At 72.2% G+C, this 17,362-nt stretch carries 13 protein-coding genes; 7 read left to right on the forward strand and 6 right to left on the reverse strand.

Going from position 1 to position 17,362, the window contains the following annotated elements; all coding sequences use genetic code 11:
* Positions 1-103: 103 nt before the first annotated feature.
* A complete protein-coding gene (locus AB0E88_RS12210; protein WP_361628075.1) occupies positions 104-493 on the reverse strand; it encodes a nitroreductase/quinone reductase family protein in 390 nt (129 codons plus the stop codon).
* Positions 494-511: 18 nt separating this feature from the next.
* Positions 512-2,035, reverse strand: coding sequence for a CehA/McbA family metallohydrolase (locus tag AB0E88_RS12215; protein WP_361628078.1), 1,524 nt, complete (start codon positions 2,033-2,035; stop codon positions 512-514).
* 144 nt (positions 2,036-2,179) lie between these two features.
* Between AB0E88_RS12215 and AB0E88_RS12220 the strand changes: the two genes are divergently transcribed.
* The 3 genes from AB0E88_RS12220 to AB0E88_RS12230 all read left to right on the forward strand — a co-directional run bounded on the left by AB0E88_RS12220 (position 2,180) and on the right by AB0E88_RS12230 (position 6,273).
* Positions 2,180-3,028, forward strand: a complete 849-nt coding sequence (locus AB0E88_RS12220) for a TIGR03619 family F420-dependent LLM class oxidoreductase (protein ID WP_361628081.1) — start codon at positions 2,180-2,182, stop codon at positions 3,026-3,028.
* A 21-nt stretch (positions 3,029-3,049) separates the two neighbouring features.
* Complete coding sequence (locus tag AB0E88_RS12225; RefSeq protein WP_361628084.1) at positions 3,050-5,635, forward strand: bifunctional FO biosynthesis protein CofGH; 2,586 nt, start codon at positions 3,050-3,052, stop codon at positions 5,633-5,635.
* A gap of 80 nt (positions 5,636-5,715) precedes the next feature.
* Positions 5,716-6,273, forward strand: a complete 558-nt coding sequence (locus AB0E88_RS12230) for a hypothetical protein (protein WP_361628087.1) — start codon at positions 5,716-5,718, stop codon at positions 6,271-6,273.
* Here the strand turns inward: AB0E88_RS12230 and AB0E88_RS12235 are convergent.
* Positions 6,266-6,802 carry a DUF2165 domain-containing protein gene (locus AB0E88_RS12235; RefSeq protein WP_361628090.1) on the reverse strand — a complete coding sequence of 179 codons (537 nt, stop codon included), beginning with the start codon at positions 6,800-6,802 and terminating at the stop codon, positions 6,266-6,268. The two genes, AB0E88_RS12230 and AB0E88_RS12235, sit on opposite strands and share 8 nt — an antisense overlap.
* 183 nt (positions 6,803-6,985) lie before the next feature.
* Here AB0E88_RS12235 and AB0E88_RS12240 point away from each other — a divergent pair, with 183 nt between their 5' ends.
* Positions 6,986-8,101, forward strand: coding sequence for an ADP-ribosylglycohydrolase family protein (locus tag AB0E88_RS12240; RefSeq protein WP_361628093.1), 1,116 nt, complete (start codon positions 6,986-6,988; stop codon positions 8,099-8,101).
* Here AB0E88_RS12240 and AB0E88_RS12245 read toward each other — a convergent pair.
* The 3 genes from AB0E88_RS12245 to AB0E88_RS12255 all read right to left on the reverse strand — a co-directional run bounded on the left by AB0E88_RS12245 (position 8,086) and on the right by AB0E88_RS12255 (position 14,597).
* Positions 8,086-9,654 (reverse strand): sodium:solute symporter family protein, encoded by a 1,569-nt coding sequence (locus tag AB0E88_RS12245; protein WP_361628096.1) that lies wholly within the window; start codon positions 9,652-9,654, stop codon positions 8,086-8,088. The two genes, AB0E88_RS12240 and AB0E88_RS12245, sit on opposite strands and share 16 nt — an antisense overlap.
* Positions 9,655-9,825: 171 nt before the next feature.
* Positions 9,826-11,688: an MFS transporter gene (locus AB0E88_RS12250; protein ID WP_361628099.1), complete on the reverse strand. Its 1,863-nt coding sequence runs from the start codon at positions 11,686-11,688 to the stop codon at positions 9,826-9,828.
* Between the two features lie 191 nt (positions 11,689-11,879).
* Positions 11,880-14,597, reverse strand: a complete 2,718-nt coding sequence (locus tag AB0E88_RS12255) for a D-alanyl-D-alanine carboxypeptidase (protein WP_361628102.1) — start codon at positions 14,595-14,597, stop codon at positions 11,880-11,882.
* A 240-nt stretch (positions 14,598-14,837) separates the two neighbouring features.
* On the opposite strand from AB0E88_RS12255, the gene AB0E88_RS12260 reads away from it, so the two are divergent.
* The 3 genes from AB0E88_RS12260 to AB0E88_RS12270 all read left to right on the forward strand — a co-directional run bounded on the left by AB0E88_RS12260 (position 14,838) and on the right by AB0E88_RS12270 (position 17,256).
* A complete protein-coding gene (locus tag AB0E88_RS12260; RefSeq protein WP_361628105.1) occupies positions 14,838-15,587 on the forward strand; it encodes a GPP34 family phosphoprotein in 750 nt (249 codons plus the stop codon).
* Between the two features lie 414 nt (positions 15,588-16,001).
* Positions 16,002-16,859 (forward strand): helix-turn-helix transcriptional regulator, encoded by an 858-nt coding sequence (locus AB0E88_RS12265; RefSeq protein WP_361628108.1) that lies wholly within the window; start codon positions 16,002-16,004, stop codon positions 16,857-16,859.
* 205 nt (positions 16,860-17,064) lie between these two features.
* Complete coding sequence (locus AB0E88_RS12270; protein WP_361628111.1) at positions 17,065-17,256, forward strand: DUF397 domain-containing protein; 192 nt, start codon at positions 17,065-17,067, stop codon at positions 17,254-17,256.
* The last annotated feature ends 106 nt before the right edge of the window (positions 17,257-17,362 follow it).

Here is a 17,362-nt window from a genome sequence, read left to right on the forward strand (position 1 = left end):
GCGTCAGCCGTGGGAGACGCCGATCACAGGGCGCCGGGCGGGCGGTCACAGGACCCACACAAACGGCGCCCGCGCGAGCGGCGGCCCCCGACGGGCCTCGCGGTCAGTCCAGGTCGACGCGGACCGTGAGCAGATCGGTCCCGAGGAGCCGTACCCCGGCACTGTTGACGCGCGGCAGGCGGCGCAGCCGGGCGAGGGGGTCGTCGTCGGGCAGGAGGTGGGCGGTGCCGGTGTACCAGCGGCCGCGCAGACGCACCCGCACCCGCGGGTCGGCCTGGATGTTGCGCACGTACTGCGAGCGCGTGCCGAACTCGGACACCAGCCAGAAGGAGTCGCCGGTGCGCCGCCCGCCCACCGGGGTCTGCCGGGGCAGCCCGGAGACCCGCCCCGTCGTCTCCAGCACCGTCTGCGTGGGCAGCCGGCGCAGCACCGGGTTGAGGCGGCGCTGGAACGCCGTGGTGTACCGGTGGCGGAGATCGGCGAGGCGGGACACGGACACTCCAGTCGCAGGTCAGCGGTGGCCGAGGAAGACCGGGTTGGTGAACGCCGCGAGCGCGCCGGGCAGCGGACCCGCGGCCGTCTCGTGCCGCACCTCGGCGCGGACGTAGGCAGCGTACGACGGGGTGGTGCGCCACTCCACGGTGCCCGCGCCCGACTCCGGCAGCGGGGCGCCGGTGAACAGCACGCCCTGGTCGGTGACGAACCGGACGGTGCAGCGCGGGGCGCCCGAGACCTCCAGGCGCACGGTCACCGGGGTGTCCCGGTCCACCTCGAGCCGTTCCCCGATCCCGGCGTGCCTCCCGCGTCCGCCGCTCGCCCCGAAGGACAGCGCGACCCGCGCGGACTCGGCGACGTAGGAGCGGCCGGCGCGGATGCCCGCCTGGATCGCCTCGCGGGTCAGGTCGTCGGCGAGGACGACGGTCTGCGGCATGCCCACGGGGTCCGGGTCGCGGTGGGCGTCGCTGTTGCCCATCGCCGGGATCCACTCGCGTCCCTCGCGCACGGAGGCGACGAGCATGCTGTCCCAGTCGGCGAGGGCCACCTCGTCGTCCGGGGTGTACGCCCCGTTCCACACCTCGATCGCGTCGGCGTCGCCGAAGCCGAACTTCCAGTTGCAGCCGACGCACGTGGCGTGCGGATGCGCGGGGACGACGAGACCGCCGGCCTCGCGGACCCGGCGCGCGAACTTCCCGAACCGGTTGTCGCGGGCCCGGTAGCGCCAGTCCACGAAGGTGCCCGGGTCGGTGCCGAGGGCCACGACGTGACCGTTGCGGGTGGTGACCTCCTCGCCGAGCATCACCAGCAGGTCGTCGCCGGCGACGTCCGCCCAGTGCGGGTGGGAGGAGTTCGTGTTGTGGTCGGAGGTGTTGATGAAGTCGAGGCCGGCGGCCCGGGCGAGGGCGCCGATCTCGGCGGGGGTGCGGCGGCCGTCGGAATGCCAGGAGTGCAGGTGGCAGTCGCCCCGGTACCAGGCCCGGCCCCGCCCCTTGGCTCGCTCCGGCGGGTGGACGGGCCGTGGTGTCCGGCCGGGCTCTCCATAAGTGAGCGTGATGGTCAGCTCGTACGTCAGGCCCTGCGGGGCCACCGTGTAGGGGCCGAGCGCGATGTGCCAGGTGCCGGCGCGCACCGGGCCCGGCAGATAGCCGGGGGTGGCGTCGTCGGCCCGTACGAAGAACTCCGTGCGGGCGCCGCCCGACCAGCCGCGGAAGCCCTTGCCGCCGAGGTCGGTGCCGCGCTCGTCGAAGACTCCGATGTCGAGCGCGTTGCCCGCCGTGCCGGCCGGTACGGCGGGCTTGTCGTAGGTGTAGGAGACCCTGATCTCCCGTACCCCGGGCGGCACTTCGACCGGGACGTACACGAAGTCGGGGGCGCCCGGGGGCAGTGTGCCGCGCACGGTCCGCGTCACCTGGCCGCCCGCGCCTGTGTCGGCCGCTGAAGCGAAGGTCACGCTTCCCAACGTAAGCGCGGCGGCCGCTCCCGTCACGAACAGGGCGCGTCGGCCGAAGGCGTTTCCGTCTGCTCTGTCGTCACACATGGCCGCCACTGTGCCGCCCGGGCGTGAACTCCGGTAGACCGCAAGGGAATCGGGGAACGGCGGACCCGGCGCCCGATCGGCGTACGGGTCGTGACCGACCGGACGGTATGGACTACCGTCGTCCGGCACGGTACAGATGCCGTCATGCGCATCTCCGTCACGGTCTTCCTCACCGACGAGACCATCACGCCCACCCGCCTCGCCCGCGAGCTGGAGCAGCGCGGCTTCGCCGGGCTCTACCTGCCCGAGCACACCCACATCCCCGTCGAACGCACCACCCCCTACCCGGCCGGCGGCGACCTGCCGCGCGAGTACGGCCGGACCCTCGACCCCTTCGTGGCCCTCGCCCAGGCCGCCGCCGTCACCGCTCGGCTGGGCCTGGGCACCGGCATCACCCTCGTCGCCCAGCACGACCCGATCGACCTGGCCAAGCAGATCGCGACCCTCGACCACCTCTCCGACGGCCGCGTCACGCTCGGCGTCGGCTTCGGCTGGAACGTCGAGGAGGCCGCCGACCACGGGGTGCACTGGCGCACCCGGCGGGCCCTCGTCCGGGACCGGATGGCGCTGATGCGGGCCCTGTGGGCACCCGAACCGACGGGCCACGACGGAGAGTTCGACAGCGTGCGTCCGAGCCTCGCCCACCCCAAGCCCGTGCAGAAGCCGCGCGGCCCGGTCCTCGGCCCGCGCACCCTCGTCGGCGGGGCGGCCGGACCGAAGCTGTTCGCGGACATCTGCGCGTACGCCGACGGCTGGCTCCCGATCGGCGGCCGCGGCCTGACGGAGTCGCTGCCCCTGCTGCGCACGGCCTGGGCGGACGCGGGCCGGGACCCCTCCGCACTCCAGGTCGTCCCGTACGCCGTGCACCCGAGCCCGGGCAAGCTCGCCCACTACGCCGGCCTCGGCATCGAGGAGGTGGTGCTGCAACTGCCCGCGGCCGGGGAGAGGGAGGTACTGCGGGCGCTGGACGAGTACGTCCCCTACCTTTCCTGATCACGCTCGTATCCTCGAAGGATGACGACCTCCGCGACCCCCGGACCCGGCCCCACCGAGAACTCCATGCGTCGCGCGCTCAAACGCGCCCGGGACGGTGTCGCCCTCGACGTCGCCGAGGCCGCGGTGCTGCTCCAGGCCCGCGGCGAGGACCTGACCGGCCTCGCCGCCTGCGCCGCCCGGGTCCGCGACGCGGGCCTGGAACAGGCGGGCCGCCCCGGCGTCATCACGTACTCGAAGAGCGTCTTCGTCCCGCTCACCCGGCTGTGCCGGGACAAGTGCCACTACTGCACCTTCGTCACCGTGCCCGGCAAGCTGCGGCGCGCCGGGCACGGGATGTTCATGTCGCCGGACGAGGTCCTCGACATCGCCCGCAAGGGCGCGGCCCTCGGCTGCAAGGAAGCCCTCATCACACTCGGCGACAAGCCGGAGGACCGCTGGCCCGAGGCGCGCGAATGGCTCGACGCGCACGGCTACGACGACACCATCGCCTACGTCCGCGCGATCTCCATCCGCGTCCTGGAGGAGACGGGCCTGCTCCCGCACCTCAACCCGGGCGTGCTGACCTGGACGGACTTCCAGCGGCTGAAGCCGGTCGCCCCGTCGATGGGCATGATGCTGGAGACGACGGCGACCCGGCTGTGGTCGGAGCCGGGCGGCCCGCACCACGGCTCCCCGGACAAGGAACCGGCCGTGCGGCTGCGGGTGCTCGAGGACGCGGGCCGCTCCTCCGTGCCCTTCACCTCCGGCCTGCTGATCGGCATCGGCGAGACGTACGAGGAGCGCGCGGAGTCGCTGTTCGCGCTGCGCAAGGTCTCCCGCGCCTACCACGGCATCCAGGAACTGATCATCCAGAACTTCCGCGCCAAGCCGGACACCGCGATGCGGGGCATGCCGGACGCCGAACTGGACGATCTGGTCGCCACCGTGGCCGTGGCCCGGCTCATCATGGGCCCGAGCGCCTGCCTCCAGGCGCCGCCGAACCTCGTCGACGCCGAGTACGAGCGTCTCATCGGCGCCGGCATCGACGACTGGGGCGGGGTGTCCCCGCTGACCATCGACCACGTCAACCCCGAACGCCCCTGGCCGCAGATCGAGGAGCTGGCCGAGAAGTCCCGCGCGGCCGGCTTCGAGCTGCGTGAACGGCTGTGCGTGTACCCGGAGTTCGTGCAGCGCGGTGAGCCCTGGCTGGACCCGCGGCTGCTGCCGCACGTGCGCGCGCTCGCCGAGCCCGAGACGGGACTCGCGCGGCCCGGCGCTCGGCCCGAGGGCCTGCCGTGGCAGGAACCGGAGGAGGTCTTCACCGCCTCCGGCCGCACCGACCTGCACACCTCCATCGACACCGAGGGCCGCACGTCCGACCGCCGCGACGACTTCGACGAGGTGTACGGCGACTGGGCCGCCCTGCGCGAGGCGGCCGCCCCCGGCATGGCCCCCGAGCGCATCGACACCGACGTCCGCCAGGCACTGGCGACCGCCGCCGACGACCCGACGAAGCTCACCGACGCCGAGGCGCTGGCGCTGCTGCACGCGGACGGGGCGGCGCTGGACGCCCTGTGCAAGGTGGCCGACGACGTGCGCAGGTCGGCGGTCGGCGACGACGTGACGTACATCGTCACCCGGAACATCAACTTCACCAACGTCTGCTACACCGGCTGCCGCTTCTGCGCCTTCGCCCAGCGCCGCACCGACGCCGACGCCTACACGCTCTCCCTGGACCAGGTCGCCGACCGGGCGCAGCAGGCATGGGACGTCGGGGCGGTCGAGGTGTGCATGCAGGGCGGCATCCACCCGGACCTGCCCGGCACGGCGTACTTCGACATCGCCAAGGCGGTGAAGGAGCGCGTCCCCGGCATGCATGTGCACGCCTTCTCGCCGATGGAGGTCGTCAACGGCGCGACCCGGACCGGCATGTCCATCAGGGAGTGGCTGACGGCGGCCAAGGAGGCCGGCCTGGACACGATCCCGGGCACGGCCGCGGAGATCCTGGACGACGAGGTCCGCTGGGTGCTGACCAAGGGCAAGCTGCCCGCGGCCACCTGGATCGAGGTGATCGAGACGGCCCACGAGCTGGGCATCCGCTCGTCGTCGACGATGATGTACGGCCACGTCGACCAGCCCCGTCACTGGCTGGGCCACCTGCGCACGCTCGCCGGGATCCAGCAGCGCACGGGCGGCTTCACGGAGTTCGTGACCCTGCCCTTCGTGCACACCAACGCGCCCGTCTACCTCGCGGGCATCGCCCGCCCGGGCCCGACGATGCGCGACAACCGCGCGGTCACGGCGATGGCGCGGCTGCTGCTGCACCCGTACATCCCGAACATCCAGACCAGCTGGGTCAAGCTCGGCACCGAGGGCGCCGCCGAGATGCTCCGCTCGGGCGCGAACGACCTGGGCGGCACCCTGATGGAGGAGACGATCTCCCGCATGGCGGGTTCCTCCTACGGCTCCTACAAGTCGGTCAAGGACCTGATCGCGGTCGCGCAGGCGGCGGGCCGCCCCGCCAGGGCCCGCACGACGCTCTACGGCGAGGTCCCGCAGGAGCGGCAGCGGGCGGCCGAGGCCTCCGACGGCCACCTGCCGGAACTGCTGCCGGTGCTGGACTGACCGGCGGGGCGTTCACGCCAGGGCAGTACGATGATCCGGCCCCCGGGCTGCCGGGGGCCGGAGACTGAGGAGATGCGCAGGTGCCTGCCCGACGGCTGCCCTCGTGGGCCTGGACCACCGCGCTGACCGTGGGCGCGGTCGCCGCGGTCGCGGCGCTGACGGTGCAGGCCGACCAGGGCGCGAAGCCCACGGCGTCGGCGGCCCGGCCGGGCGCGTCGGCGTCGGCGCACCCGCACCCGGCGCCGGCGGTGCCGCCCGCGGTGCCGGACGGCTCGGGCACCGGGCGCCGGATCGTGTACTCGCTCGGTCAGCACCGGCTGTGGCTCGTGGACGCGAGCGACTCCCCGCGCCGCACGTTCGCGGTGTGGGCGGGCACGGTCGGCCCCGATCCGGGGACGTACAAGGTGTCGACGCGGCGCGAGACGACGACCGGCTCCGACGGCGTGCAGATCGAGCACATCGTGTACTTCGCGGCGAAGTCGGGGGTGTCGATCGCGTTTTCCAACGCGGTCGACGGCTCCTCCCCGCCGCTGCCCGCCGCGGGAAGCCGTACGGGCGGCATCCGGATGCGGGCGGCCGACGGGGCGGCCCTGTGGGCGTTCGCGACGTCGGGGACGACGGTCGCGGTGGTCAGCTAGCGGCCTCGGTCCTCTGTGCCGCCGGCGCCCCGGCGGGCCGCGGGTCCCCGGCCGCCAGGTGGTTGACGATCAGCACGATGCCGCTGATCAGGAAGATGCGGGTGGCGGCGTCGAGGCCGTTCCAGTTCTTCGACTGCCACATGGCGAACCACTCGCCGCCGATGGCGATGAAACCGGCGCCGAACAGCAGCATGAGCATCAGCAGGCCGTAGGTGGACAGCCGCCGGGCGAGGACGTGGTCGCGGCGCGCCCAGCAGACGGTCCCGGCGGTCAGCACGAGCGCGGCGAGGGTCTCCCAGACGATGATCGCGACGTAGGCGGCGTTCTGCAGGCCCTTGCCGGTGATGGCCCGCCACATCAGGTCGTCGTCCTTGAACGTGGTGTCCATGGCCAGGACGTGCTGGACGAACGCCTGATTCGTCCCGAAATCGGTGATGTTCCCGAAGGCGACGAGAGCTATGTAGAGCGCGAGCACACCGGTGAGCAGCCCGGCGGCGAGCGGAAGCGCGCGTGAGGTGGGGGTGGTCATGCCGATCATTCTGCACATCCGTCCCGTGCGTCGGTGCAGTGCTCAACTTCCCACCCGTGCGCGGAAGCTGACCGGTTCCGTCCGGCCGCGCACATTTCCCCCGCTTTTCCACCCCTGAACCAGCCGTCCCCGTTCGATTACAGTGCTCGCGTCGTACGTACGGACGGTCCCGGGGAGGTCTGGGTGGGCGCGACGTCCGGTGCCGTCTGGGGACGAGCCGAGCAGCAGGACTTCCGCAGCCGGGTGCGCGGCACGCTCCTCGGGGCGGCCGTCGGCGACGCCCTCGGCACGCCCGTGAACGGGCTGGACCTGGCCGCGATCCGGGAGGCGTACGGCCCGGAGGGCATCGCAGACCTGGCGCCCGCCCACGGCCGGCGCGGCGCCGTCAGCCACCGCACCCAGCTCACCCTGTTCACCGTGGACGGGCTGATCCGTGCCCAGGTGCGCCGCGACACCGGCGCCTGGCATCCGCCGACCGACCTGCACCGGGCGTACCGGCGCTGGCTGGCCACCCAGCGGGACTGGGGGCCCGACGAGCGCCGCAAGGACGACGGCTGGCTGGCCCGCGAGGAGTGGCTGTACGCCCGCCGCGAGCCGCCCCGCGCACTGCTGCTGGGGCTCGGCGAGGAGACGATGGGCACCCTGGAGGTGCCCCGGAACCCCGGCGAGGACGGCCCCGAGGCCGCCGCCCGCTCCGCGCCCTTCGGACTGCTCGTCGGCTGGGAGCCGCAACTGGTCGTCCAGCTGGCCGTGGAGTGCGCCGCGCAGACCCACGCGCACCCGGTCGCCGGCCTCGCGGCGGGGGCGTACGCGGCGATCGTGCACGGTCTCGCGCGCGGCCAGAGCCTGGACGGCGCGGTCCAGCAGGCGCTCGCGCTGCTCTCCGCCCGCCCCGGCCACCAGCCGGTCTCCGACGCCCTCCAGCACGCCCTCGGCGCGGTACGGCAGGGCCTGCCGACCCCGGCCCGGGTCACCGAACTGCTCGGGGACGGCACCGCGGCCGGTGTGCTCGGCGCCGCGGTCTACTGCGCCCTGGTCGGCGAGGACGTCCGCCACGGTCTGCGCCTCGCCGTCAACCACGACGGCCCCTCCGGCCCGGCGGGCGCCCTCACCGGCGGTCTCCTCGGCGCCCTGCACGGCGAGACGGCCCTCCCGCCGGCCTGGCTGGCCGAACTGGAAGGCCGCCCCACCCTCCTGGAACTGTCCGACGACTTCGCGATGGAGATGACCCAGGGCCCGTCCCTGCACGGCCCGGCGGGCGCGTCCCCGGCGTGGCTCGCGCGCTATCCGCGGGCCTGACCGGCGCCCAGCGCGTCGTCCGCCCCGTCCGCCGGGGACGGGATCGCCACCGTGTCGTCGTCGCCGTTGACGCGGGCGATGACCGCCAGGCGTTCCGGGGTGTCCTCCGGCTTCACCCAGCCGACGGCGATGTACAGCACCAGGGACACCGCGAGGGGGACCGACACCTGGTACTGCAACGGCACGCCGCCCTCGATCTGCCAGCTGATCGGGTAGTTGACCAGCCAGAAGGCCAGCAGGCCCAGCGCCCAGGCGGTCAGCGCCGCGGTCGGGCCGGAGCGGCGGAAGGGGCGCAGCAGGCCCAGCATCATCGGGATGGCGATCGGGCCCATCAAGCCCGCCACCCACTTGATGACGACGGTGATGATGTCCTTGAACGCCGGGGAGTGGACCTGTGTCGCCACCGCCATGGACAGGCCCAGGAAGACCACGGTCGTCACCCGTGCGGCGACCAGGCCCGAGCGCTGCCCCCACTCCCGCGCCCGCCGCGACAGCACCGGCGCCACGTCCCGTGTGAACACCGCGGCGATCGCGTTCGCGTCGGAGGAGCACATGGCCATGGTGTGCGAGAAGAAGCCGACGATCACCAGTCCCAGCACACCGTGCGGCAGCAGCTGCTCGGTCATCAGGGCGTAGGAGTCCGAGCCGTCCGGCTTCTGCGCGTGGACCAGGAGCGGGGCCATCCACATCGGGAAGAACAGCACCACCGGCCAGATGAGCCACAGCACCGCCGACAGCCGCGCCGAGCGCTCCGCCGCGTGGGCGCTGCCCGTGGCCATGTAGCGCTGGGCCTGGTTGAGCATGCCGCCGTTGTACTCGAACAGCTTGATGAACAGGAACGCGAGCAGGAACACCGTGCCGTAGGGGCCGGCGAGCGGCTTGCCGTGCCCGTGCAGGGCCGGTTCGTCCCAGGCGCCGAGGAAGCCGATGCCCTTGTCGTTCAGCTTCAGCACCACCGCCACGAACATGGCGACCCCGGCCAGCAACTGGATGACGAACTGCCCGAGTTCGGTCAGCGCGTCCGCCCACAGCCCGCCGATCGTGCAGTAGACGGCCGTGATCGCGCCCGTGACGACGATGCCCTGGTCGAGCGAGATCCCGGTGAACACCGACAGCAGGGTCGCGATGGCCGCCCACTTCGCGCCCACGTCGACGATCTTCAGCAGCATCCCGGACCAGGCCAGCGCCTGCTGGGTGGGCAGGTTGTACCGGTTCTTCAGGTACTCCAGCGGGGAGGCCACGTGGAGCCGGGAGCGCAGCCGGTTGATGCGGGGCGCGAACAGCTTCGAGCCGATGGCGATGCCGAGGGCGATCGGGAGGGACCAGGTGATGAACGAGGTGACGCCGTAGGTGTAGGCGATGCCCGCGTACCCGGTGAACATCACCGCGCTGTAGCCCGACATGTGGTGCGAGATGCCGGACAGCCACCAGGGCATCTTCCCGCCGGCGGTGAAGAAGTCGCCGACGTCGTCCACCCGCTTGTGCGACCAGACACCGATCGCGACCATCACGCCGAAGTAGCCGATGAGCACGGCCCAGTCGAGACTGTTCATGCGGCCGATCGTGAGGTCGGCCACATGAACACGACAAGCGAGAGGAAGGTCAAGTCACGGTAAAAACGTTCCACTTGATGGCTGTCGTTCACTCATATGAACATCCGGCGGTGCGGAAAAGCCCCTGCCGGCATCACCGCCGACAGGGGCCGCGTCCCGCCCGTGGCTGCCCTACGGCGTCTGCACGGACCGCTTCAGCTCGTCCGGGCAGGGCGTGCCGCGCGGCAGCTGGTAGGGCGCCGCCAGCCGGTACGTCCCCGCCTTCGGCGCCAGCAGCACCGTCCACTTGTCGCCGTCGGCGTCCTCTTCCGTCTGCATCAGACAGCCGTTGACGTTGTCGAACGACTTCGGCGCGCCCTCGGCGCGGTGCTTGGAGGCGTCCGTCTCCTGCGGGGCCTTCAGGCTCTTGCCCTTGTCGTCCACGATGCTCAGCCACGGCGAGTAGGGGATCCGCACCAGGATCCGGCCCGGCCGGCTCACCTGGATCGTCATCTCGCCCTGCTCGGCGCGCACCACGACCGCGTTCGGCTCGGCCAGCGGCGCCGGGTCGGTGACCCGGAACAGCTGCCACTGGTCGTCGCCCCAGATCTGCTGCAGATACGGCAGCCCGCGCTGCACCAGGGCCCGCTCGCGCTGCCCGCCGTCGCCGTCCGGCTCGTCCTTCGGCACGACCACGTAGTGCACCGCCCAGCGCTGCAGCCACTCGTGGTAGTTCGCCGAGTTGAGGGTGTCGTCGTAGAAGAGCGGGTTGCGCTCCATGTCGGCCTGGCGGTTCCAGCCACGGGCCAGGTTCACGTACGGCGCGAGCGCGGAGGCCTCGCGGTGCGAGCGTGCCGGGACGACCTCCACCCGGCCCTTCTCCGCGCCGACCTGCTGCAACTCGTTCACCAGCGGGGCCAGCTCACGCGACCAGTTGGCCGCCGGAGCGGTGTGGACGATGTCGTCGACCGTCTTGTAACCGATCCATACGACGAAACCGACGAAGGCCACCACCACCGCGTACCACTTGCGGGACTTCGGCACGGTGAACGGCAGCGCCGCCACCAGCGCCACCCCCGCGAACAGCATCGCGAGCCGGGTGATGTTCGAGCCGATCTGCGAATTGATCAGCCACACCAGCAGCACGGCGAGCCCGTACACGGCCGCGGTGAGCCGGACCGTCTTCCACTTGCGCGGGACGGCGGCGTAGACGATGCCCGAGAACAGCAGCGGCAGGGACGCCGAACCGAACGACATCGGCTGCGTACCGGAGAACGGGAACAGCCACGCCGAGACCGCCACGACCGCCGACGGGGCGAGCCCCAGCGCCCACGCGCCCGGCCGCCGCTTCTGCAGGAACAGCGCCACCGCCACCAGACCGACGAACAGCCCCGCCACCGGCGAGGCCATCGTCGCGAGCGCGGCGAGCGGCGCCGCGCACAGCGCCTTCGCCCAGCGTTTGTGGCGCCAGCGGTACGGCCAGCAGAACACCGCCGCGACCGCGCCGAGCGCGAACATCGTGCCCAGACCGAAGGTGACCCGCCCCGAGATGGCGTTGCAGAGCAGGGCGAACACCCCGGCCATCGTCGCCCACAGCGGATTGCGCACCGCTCGGCTACGGATCAGGATCAGCGTCAGCAGCCCCGCCGAGACCGTGCCGGCGATCATCATCGTCGTACGGACGCCGAGCACCGACATCAGATACGGCGACACCACGCTGTAGGACACCGGGTGCATACCGCCGTACCAGGCGAGGTTGTACGCCGAGTCCGGGTGCCGGCCGACGAACTCCGCCCACGCGTCCTGCGCCGCGAGATCGCCGCCGCTGTTGGCGAAGGTGAAGAACCAGACGATGTGCAGGACGCCCGCGAGGGCGGTGACCCACAGCACCGGGTGGCGCAGCATCCGCTCCCGCAGGGCGAGGAAAGCGGACCGGAAACGCTCGCGGCGGTCGTCGCCGCCGCCGGAGGGGCCTGTTTCAGGCAGCGCTATTCGAGGGCCGGTACTCGATCCCGTACCGGATTCGTCGGCGCGTGTCGGCTCCGCTGTGGCCACCTGTCGGCACTCCCAGTTCCCGTCTTCTGTTCTCGGCCGCGACCGGCGACCTGTCCCGTTTCGCGACGCTAGCACGCACCCCGGCGGGGGGCTCTGCCGTGGGCCTTCACCCCCGGCGTGCGCGGACGCGAAGCCGGCGCGGTCGCGGAGCCGTGCGGGGCGGGGCGCGCCCGCCCCGCACGGAGGGGGCGTCAGCCCAGGCGGGTGAGCTTGTCCGCGAAGCCCGGCTCGGTCAGATCCTTCTGCAGGGCGACCGGGACCTTCACCGCGTCGCCCGAACCGTCACCGACGGTGAGCGTGCCGACCTTCGTGCCGGCCTTCGCCGTGTGCGGCAGGGCGTCCGCCGCGAACGACAGCTTCACCTTCAGCCCGGCCCAGCCGACCGCCGTGACGTCCTGCGTGACGACGACCGGCGTACGGCCGCCCACACCGTCGTCCACGTACCCGACGACGTCGCCCTTCTTCACGATCGTCTTCGACTGCAACGCCGCCTGCGCGGCACGGATCAGCTTGTCACCGCCGTCGAGGGCGGCGCTGAGGATGGTGTTCTCCGGGCCGCCCGCGGGCTGGCGCACCACCGCACCCACGATCCGGTGGGTCACGCCGTCGACGTCCTTCTTGGCCGCGAAGACCAGGTTGCCGAGCGCCGACGTGGTGGTGCCGGTCTTGATGCCGACGACGTGGTTGTGGCCGACCAGGCCGTTCCAGTTCGGGTGCTTGACGCCCTTGTAGTCGACGTACTCCATCATCGCCGCGACCTCGCGGAATGCGGGCTCCTCCATCGCCTGCTTGGCGAGCTTCACCTGGTCCACGGCCGTGCTGACCGTCGTGTTGTTCAGACCCGACGGGTCGGTGTACGTCGTGTCGGTCATGCCGAGGCTCTTGGCGGTGGTGTTCATCTTCGCCACGAACGCCTGCTCCGAACCGGAGTCCCAGCGGGCCAGCAGACGCGCCACGTTGTTGGCGGACGCGATGAGGATGCTCTCCAGCGCCTCCCGCTCGGTGATCGAGTCACCGGCGGTCACATGCACGGTCGACTCCTGACCGGCGTCGGACTGGGCCTGCGCGGTCTGGTCGATGCCGATCTTCGGCCCGTCCTCGCCGCTCTTGAGCGGGTGGTCGCGCAGGATCAGGTACGCCGTCATCACCTTGGCGACACTGGCGATCGGCACGGGCTTGCGGTCACCCGACGAGCCGAAGGTGCCGATGCCCTGCACGTCCAGCGCGGCCTGCCCGGAGGACGGCCACGGGATGTCGACCTTGCCGCCGTCGAAGGTGTAGCTGTCCTCGGCGGTCAGGTCGAGCGTCGGCGTCGGCAGCGGGCGCACGGCCTGCACGACCGCAAAGACGATCACCAGCAGAAGGACCAGCGGCGTCCAGATCTTGACCCGGCGCACCGCCGTCCGCAGCGGGGTCTGCGGGGGCGGCGGGGTGTTCGTCAGCTCGGCCAGCAGATCCAGCGGCGGCTTCGGCGGCAGCGGCTGCTGCGTGGTGCGCTCGGGGCCGACCTGGGGAATGGCCGCGGTGGCCTCGGCGGGGGGCGCCGGGGGAGTTGCCTTGGCCGCCGTCTTGGGCGCCGCGTTCCGGGACGCGGGAGCGGCCTTCGCGTCCGCCGCCTTCGCCGCCGCGGGCTTGGCGTCGGCCGGCTCGGCGTCCGTGGGCCTGGTCCCCGGGGTGACCCGGCGGAGCGCGGTCGTCGCCTCGTTCGCGGGCGGCTGCGCGGGGCGCGCGGGCTTACGGGTCGAGGGGTCGTCGAGCGGCTTGAGCGCGACGAACTTGCTGGTCCGCTCGGCCTCGGACTCGGCGGGCCGGGCGTCCTCGGGGGCCTTGGAGCCCTTGGTGTCCTTGGTGCTGTCCTTGGCGTCCTTGGCGGACTTCGCGGATGCGCCGGCCTCGGAGTCCCTGGACCCCTCCTTGGCGTCCTTGGCGTCCTTGGCCTGCCCGGCGGGCTTCGGCCTGACGTCGCCGAGCTTCAGCATGGTGGTCGGCTGGTCGACGTTGCCCTTGCCGACGCGCGCCTTGGGAGCGTCGCCGATCTTGAGCATGGTGGTGGGCTGATCGCCGCCCTTGCCGGCCGGGGCGTCCTCAGGAGCCTCGTCCGCGTCGGCGGCGCCTTCCGCGGCGTCCTCGGAGGCGTCGGCCGTGTCCGCCGTACCCGCCTCGGCCTGCTCGTCCGCCTCGGCCTTGTCGTCCGCGGCAGCCGTCTCCGGAGCCGCGTCGGCCGGCTCGGGGGCCTTGCCGGCCGCCTCGGGGGCCTCGTCTGCCTTCTCCGGCACCTGGTCGGCCGTGGAGGGGCCCTCCTCGGGGGCCTGTGCGGCCTCTGGGGCCTTCTCCGGCTCGTCCGAGCCCTTCGTCTTCGCCGGGCCACCGTCGGAGTCCGCCGACCGCACCCAGGCCGCCACGGCCTCCCGCAGCCGCTCGTCGCCCCCGGTACCCGGCGCGTCACCGTCACCGTCCGCGTCCGAGGTGTCGCCGTCCGAGGACGCGTCTTCCGGTGCGTCGTCCGAGGTGTCGTCGTCCGAGGTGTCGTCCTCCGGCGTACCGCCGTCGGTCCTGCCCTCGGCCCCCTTCTCGGCCCCGTCCTCGGCCCCGCTGTCGGCTGCCGACGTCTCCTCGCCGTCCGCGCCGCCCTCGGAGCCGCCCTCGGCCCCGCCCGCGGAAGCGCTCTCGGCCCCGGTCTCCCCGGCGTCCTCCGCCAGGTCCCGCACCGACAGCACCCGGGTCGCCGTGTCCACGCCCCCGTGGGGCGTGCCGGACCCGCGCGCCACCGCCAGCCGAGGGTCGGAGGCCCCCGTGGCGGAGTCGCCGGAACGTTCAATCCGGGCCTCGGGAACCGGCGCCGTACTCCCCGGCGTCGGTTCTGCCGACGACTCGCGCTGCTTCGACTTGTCGGGGGACTCGCCCGCCACCGATGCCTCCTCCTACGCCGCCGCACGCCCACCGTGCGTCTGCCGTAACCGTGAACCGCCGCCCGGAACACCGCCTCAGGGCACTGTCCGAACCATGTACCAGTGTCCTGTCTGTGGGCCCGACCGCTGCGTAGGACGAGAACGACATACCTGCCGGTTCCCTTACAAACAGGTCACGCACCCTCGACAGACCAATGTGAGAGGGGTCACCCTGTCATTCATCCACGCGGGGAGGCATGGATGGGCAGGAGCCGCAGAACACTTCCGGAGGAGCTTCTGCTGCTGGCACTGGACCCGACCACGGGTACCACTGCACAGCCGCAGTCGCTCGACCTGGGTCTGGCCGGAGCACAGCTAGTGGAGCTGGCGCTGGCCGGACGGATAGCCCCAGACGGGGATCGTATCGCCGTGGTCGTACCACGGCCGACAGGAGATCCGACTCTGGACTGCGCGTTGGAGTTGCTGCGAAGGCGCGGCGCTCCGGTACGGGCCGTCCACTGGATCGGCGGGCCGCGTCTCGGGCTCCGCCAGACCTACCTCTCGCATCTGGAGCGGTGCGGCATGGTGCATGCCGTCGAGGGCCAGATGTGCGGAGTGCTGCCGACGACGCGCTATCAGGCGACGGACAACGAGATCAGCCGGGAGATCAGGGCCCGGCTGGACTCGGCGATCCGCACCGGCGTACCGCCGGACCCGCGGACCGCGGCGCTCGCCGCCCTGGCCCACGCGGTCGGCCTCGGCAAGCACCTGTACCCGGGCAACGAGGGCCGTTCGTCCCGTTCCCGGTTGCGGGACCTGATCCGGCACGACCCCATGGGCGGCCTGGTCGCGCACGCCGTCATGGACGTGCAGAACGGCGTGGGCGCCCAGCCGCGCCGCGGGGCGCCCCCCGGCCGGCAGGCCGGCGGCGCCCGGTCGGCGACGGAACCCGCTCGCGGCGTTCCGGTGCAGCCGCACCGCAGCAGCATGGCGCGCGTCGTGGCCCACTGAGCCGCGCCACGGCACCGCACCGCACCACCGGCGCCCTCCGGCGCCACCCCAGGACCCGTTCGGGAGCCGCGCGTGTGCGCGGGGCGGCCCGGCCGTACGCCCTTCGAGGGCCCGGCCGCGCCGCCCCGCGCGCACGCATGCCGCCTCCCGCGCACGCATGCCGCCCCGCGCCGCTGCGGCGCTCGCGTCCGCACCGCCGCGATCTGTCCGTACGCGCCGGACGTGGTGTGCGCGCCGTGCGTGCCGTGCGCGCCGGACGTGCCGTACGCGTGTGCGAGGTGCCGCACGTGTCTTCGCCGCATATCCACCGTTCGGCAGCGGCAGGAAGCCGCTTGGTGGCAGTCTGCTCAACAGCAGATACGCAAAGTGGCAAGCAACGCAAGCAACAGGCACGCAGCCGGAGGTGCACGTCCCGTGGCGTCCAATGTCAATCCCACTGTCAGGCGGCGCCGGCTGGGCCAGGAGCTGCGCAGGCTCCGTGAGCTCAAGGGCATGACGGCCGAGGAGGTCGCCGAGCGGCTCCTCGTCTCCCAGTCGAAGATCAGCCGCCTGGAGAACGGCCGCCGCAGCATCAGTCAGCGCGACGTCCGCGACCTGTGCAGTGTCTACGAGGTCGAGGACCAGCGGGTCGTCGACTCGCTGATGCAGATGGCCAAGGACTCCCGCCAGCAGGGCTGGTGGCACACCTTCGGCGACATCCCGTACAGCGTCTACATCGGTCTGGAGACGGACGCGGCGAGCCTCAGGGTGTACGACCCGCAGGTGGTGCCCGGTCTGCTGCAGACCCGGCAGTACGCGGAGGCGCTGATCGCGGGCGCGCTGCCGGAGACCGCGCAGGCCGACATCGAGAAGCGTGTGCAGGTGCGCATGCGCCGCCAGGAGCGCATCACCGCGCCCGAGAACCCGCTGCGGCTGTGGGCGGTGCTGGACGAGGCGGCGCTGCGCAGAGTGGTCGGCAACGAGTCCGTGATGCGCGACCAACTCGAGTACCTGGTCGAGCAGTCGCAGCTGCCGCACGTCACCGTGCAGGTCATCCCGTTCGAGATGGGCGCCCACCCCGGCCTCAACGGCCAGTACGCGATCCTGGAGTTCCCGGACGCCGCTGACTCCAGCGTCGTCTACATCGAGGGCGTGACCAGCGACCTCTACCTGGAGAAGCCGAACGACGTCCACAAGTACGCGATGATGTACGAGCACTTGCGGGCGCAGGCGCTGAACGTGGACCAGTCGCTGCAGTACATCTCGCGGATCGCCAAGGAGTACGCCCGCTGACGGACGCTTCCGCGTGCCCGGCCGTCGGAAAGTGCCGCACGGTACACCAGTCAACGGCCGGGATGGAAGTCTCCTCTGGAATATGCCATCCAACGAGTGAATGGTCGCTTCGCGAGCCGAGGGGTGCGAGTAGCGTCGATCACGCCAAGCAAGCAACAAGGTTGGCGTGAACCGAGCAACCTTCCTCAGGCAATACGGAGCAGAAATGGCAATTCGTCAGGGTGCCACGGTCTCGTGGACCAAGTCCTCGTACTCCACGGGCAACGGCGCGTGCGTCGAGATCAAGTCGCCGGTCGTGGCCGCCATGGCCGTACGGGACTCCAAGGTTCCCGAGGGGCCCATCCTGTCCTTCCCGGCCGAGGCGTGGAGCGCCTTCGTCGCCTCGGTCAAGTCCTGAGGGGAGGGTCTTCCTGAGACCCGGCGTACCCCCCACGAAACCAGCGCCACGAAGAGGGCCCTCTCGACGAGTTCGCCGTCCTTGCCGAGAGGGCTCGGCCTTCCCC

The sequence above is a fragment of the Streptomyces sp. NPDC028635 genome (assembly GCF_040637635.1).
Taxonomy (GTDB): Bacteria; Actinomycetota; Actinomycetes; order Streptomycetales; family Streptomycetaceae; genus Streptomyces.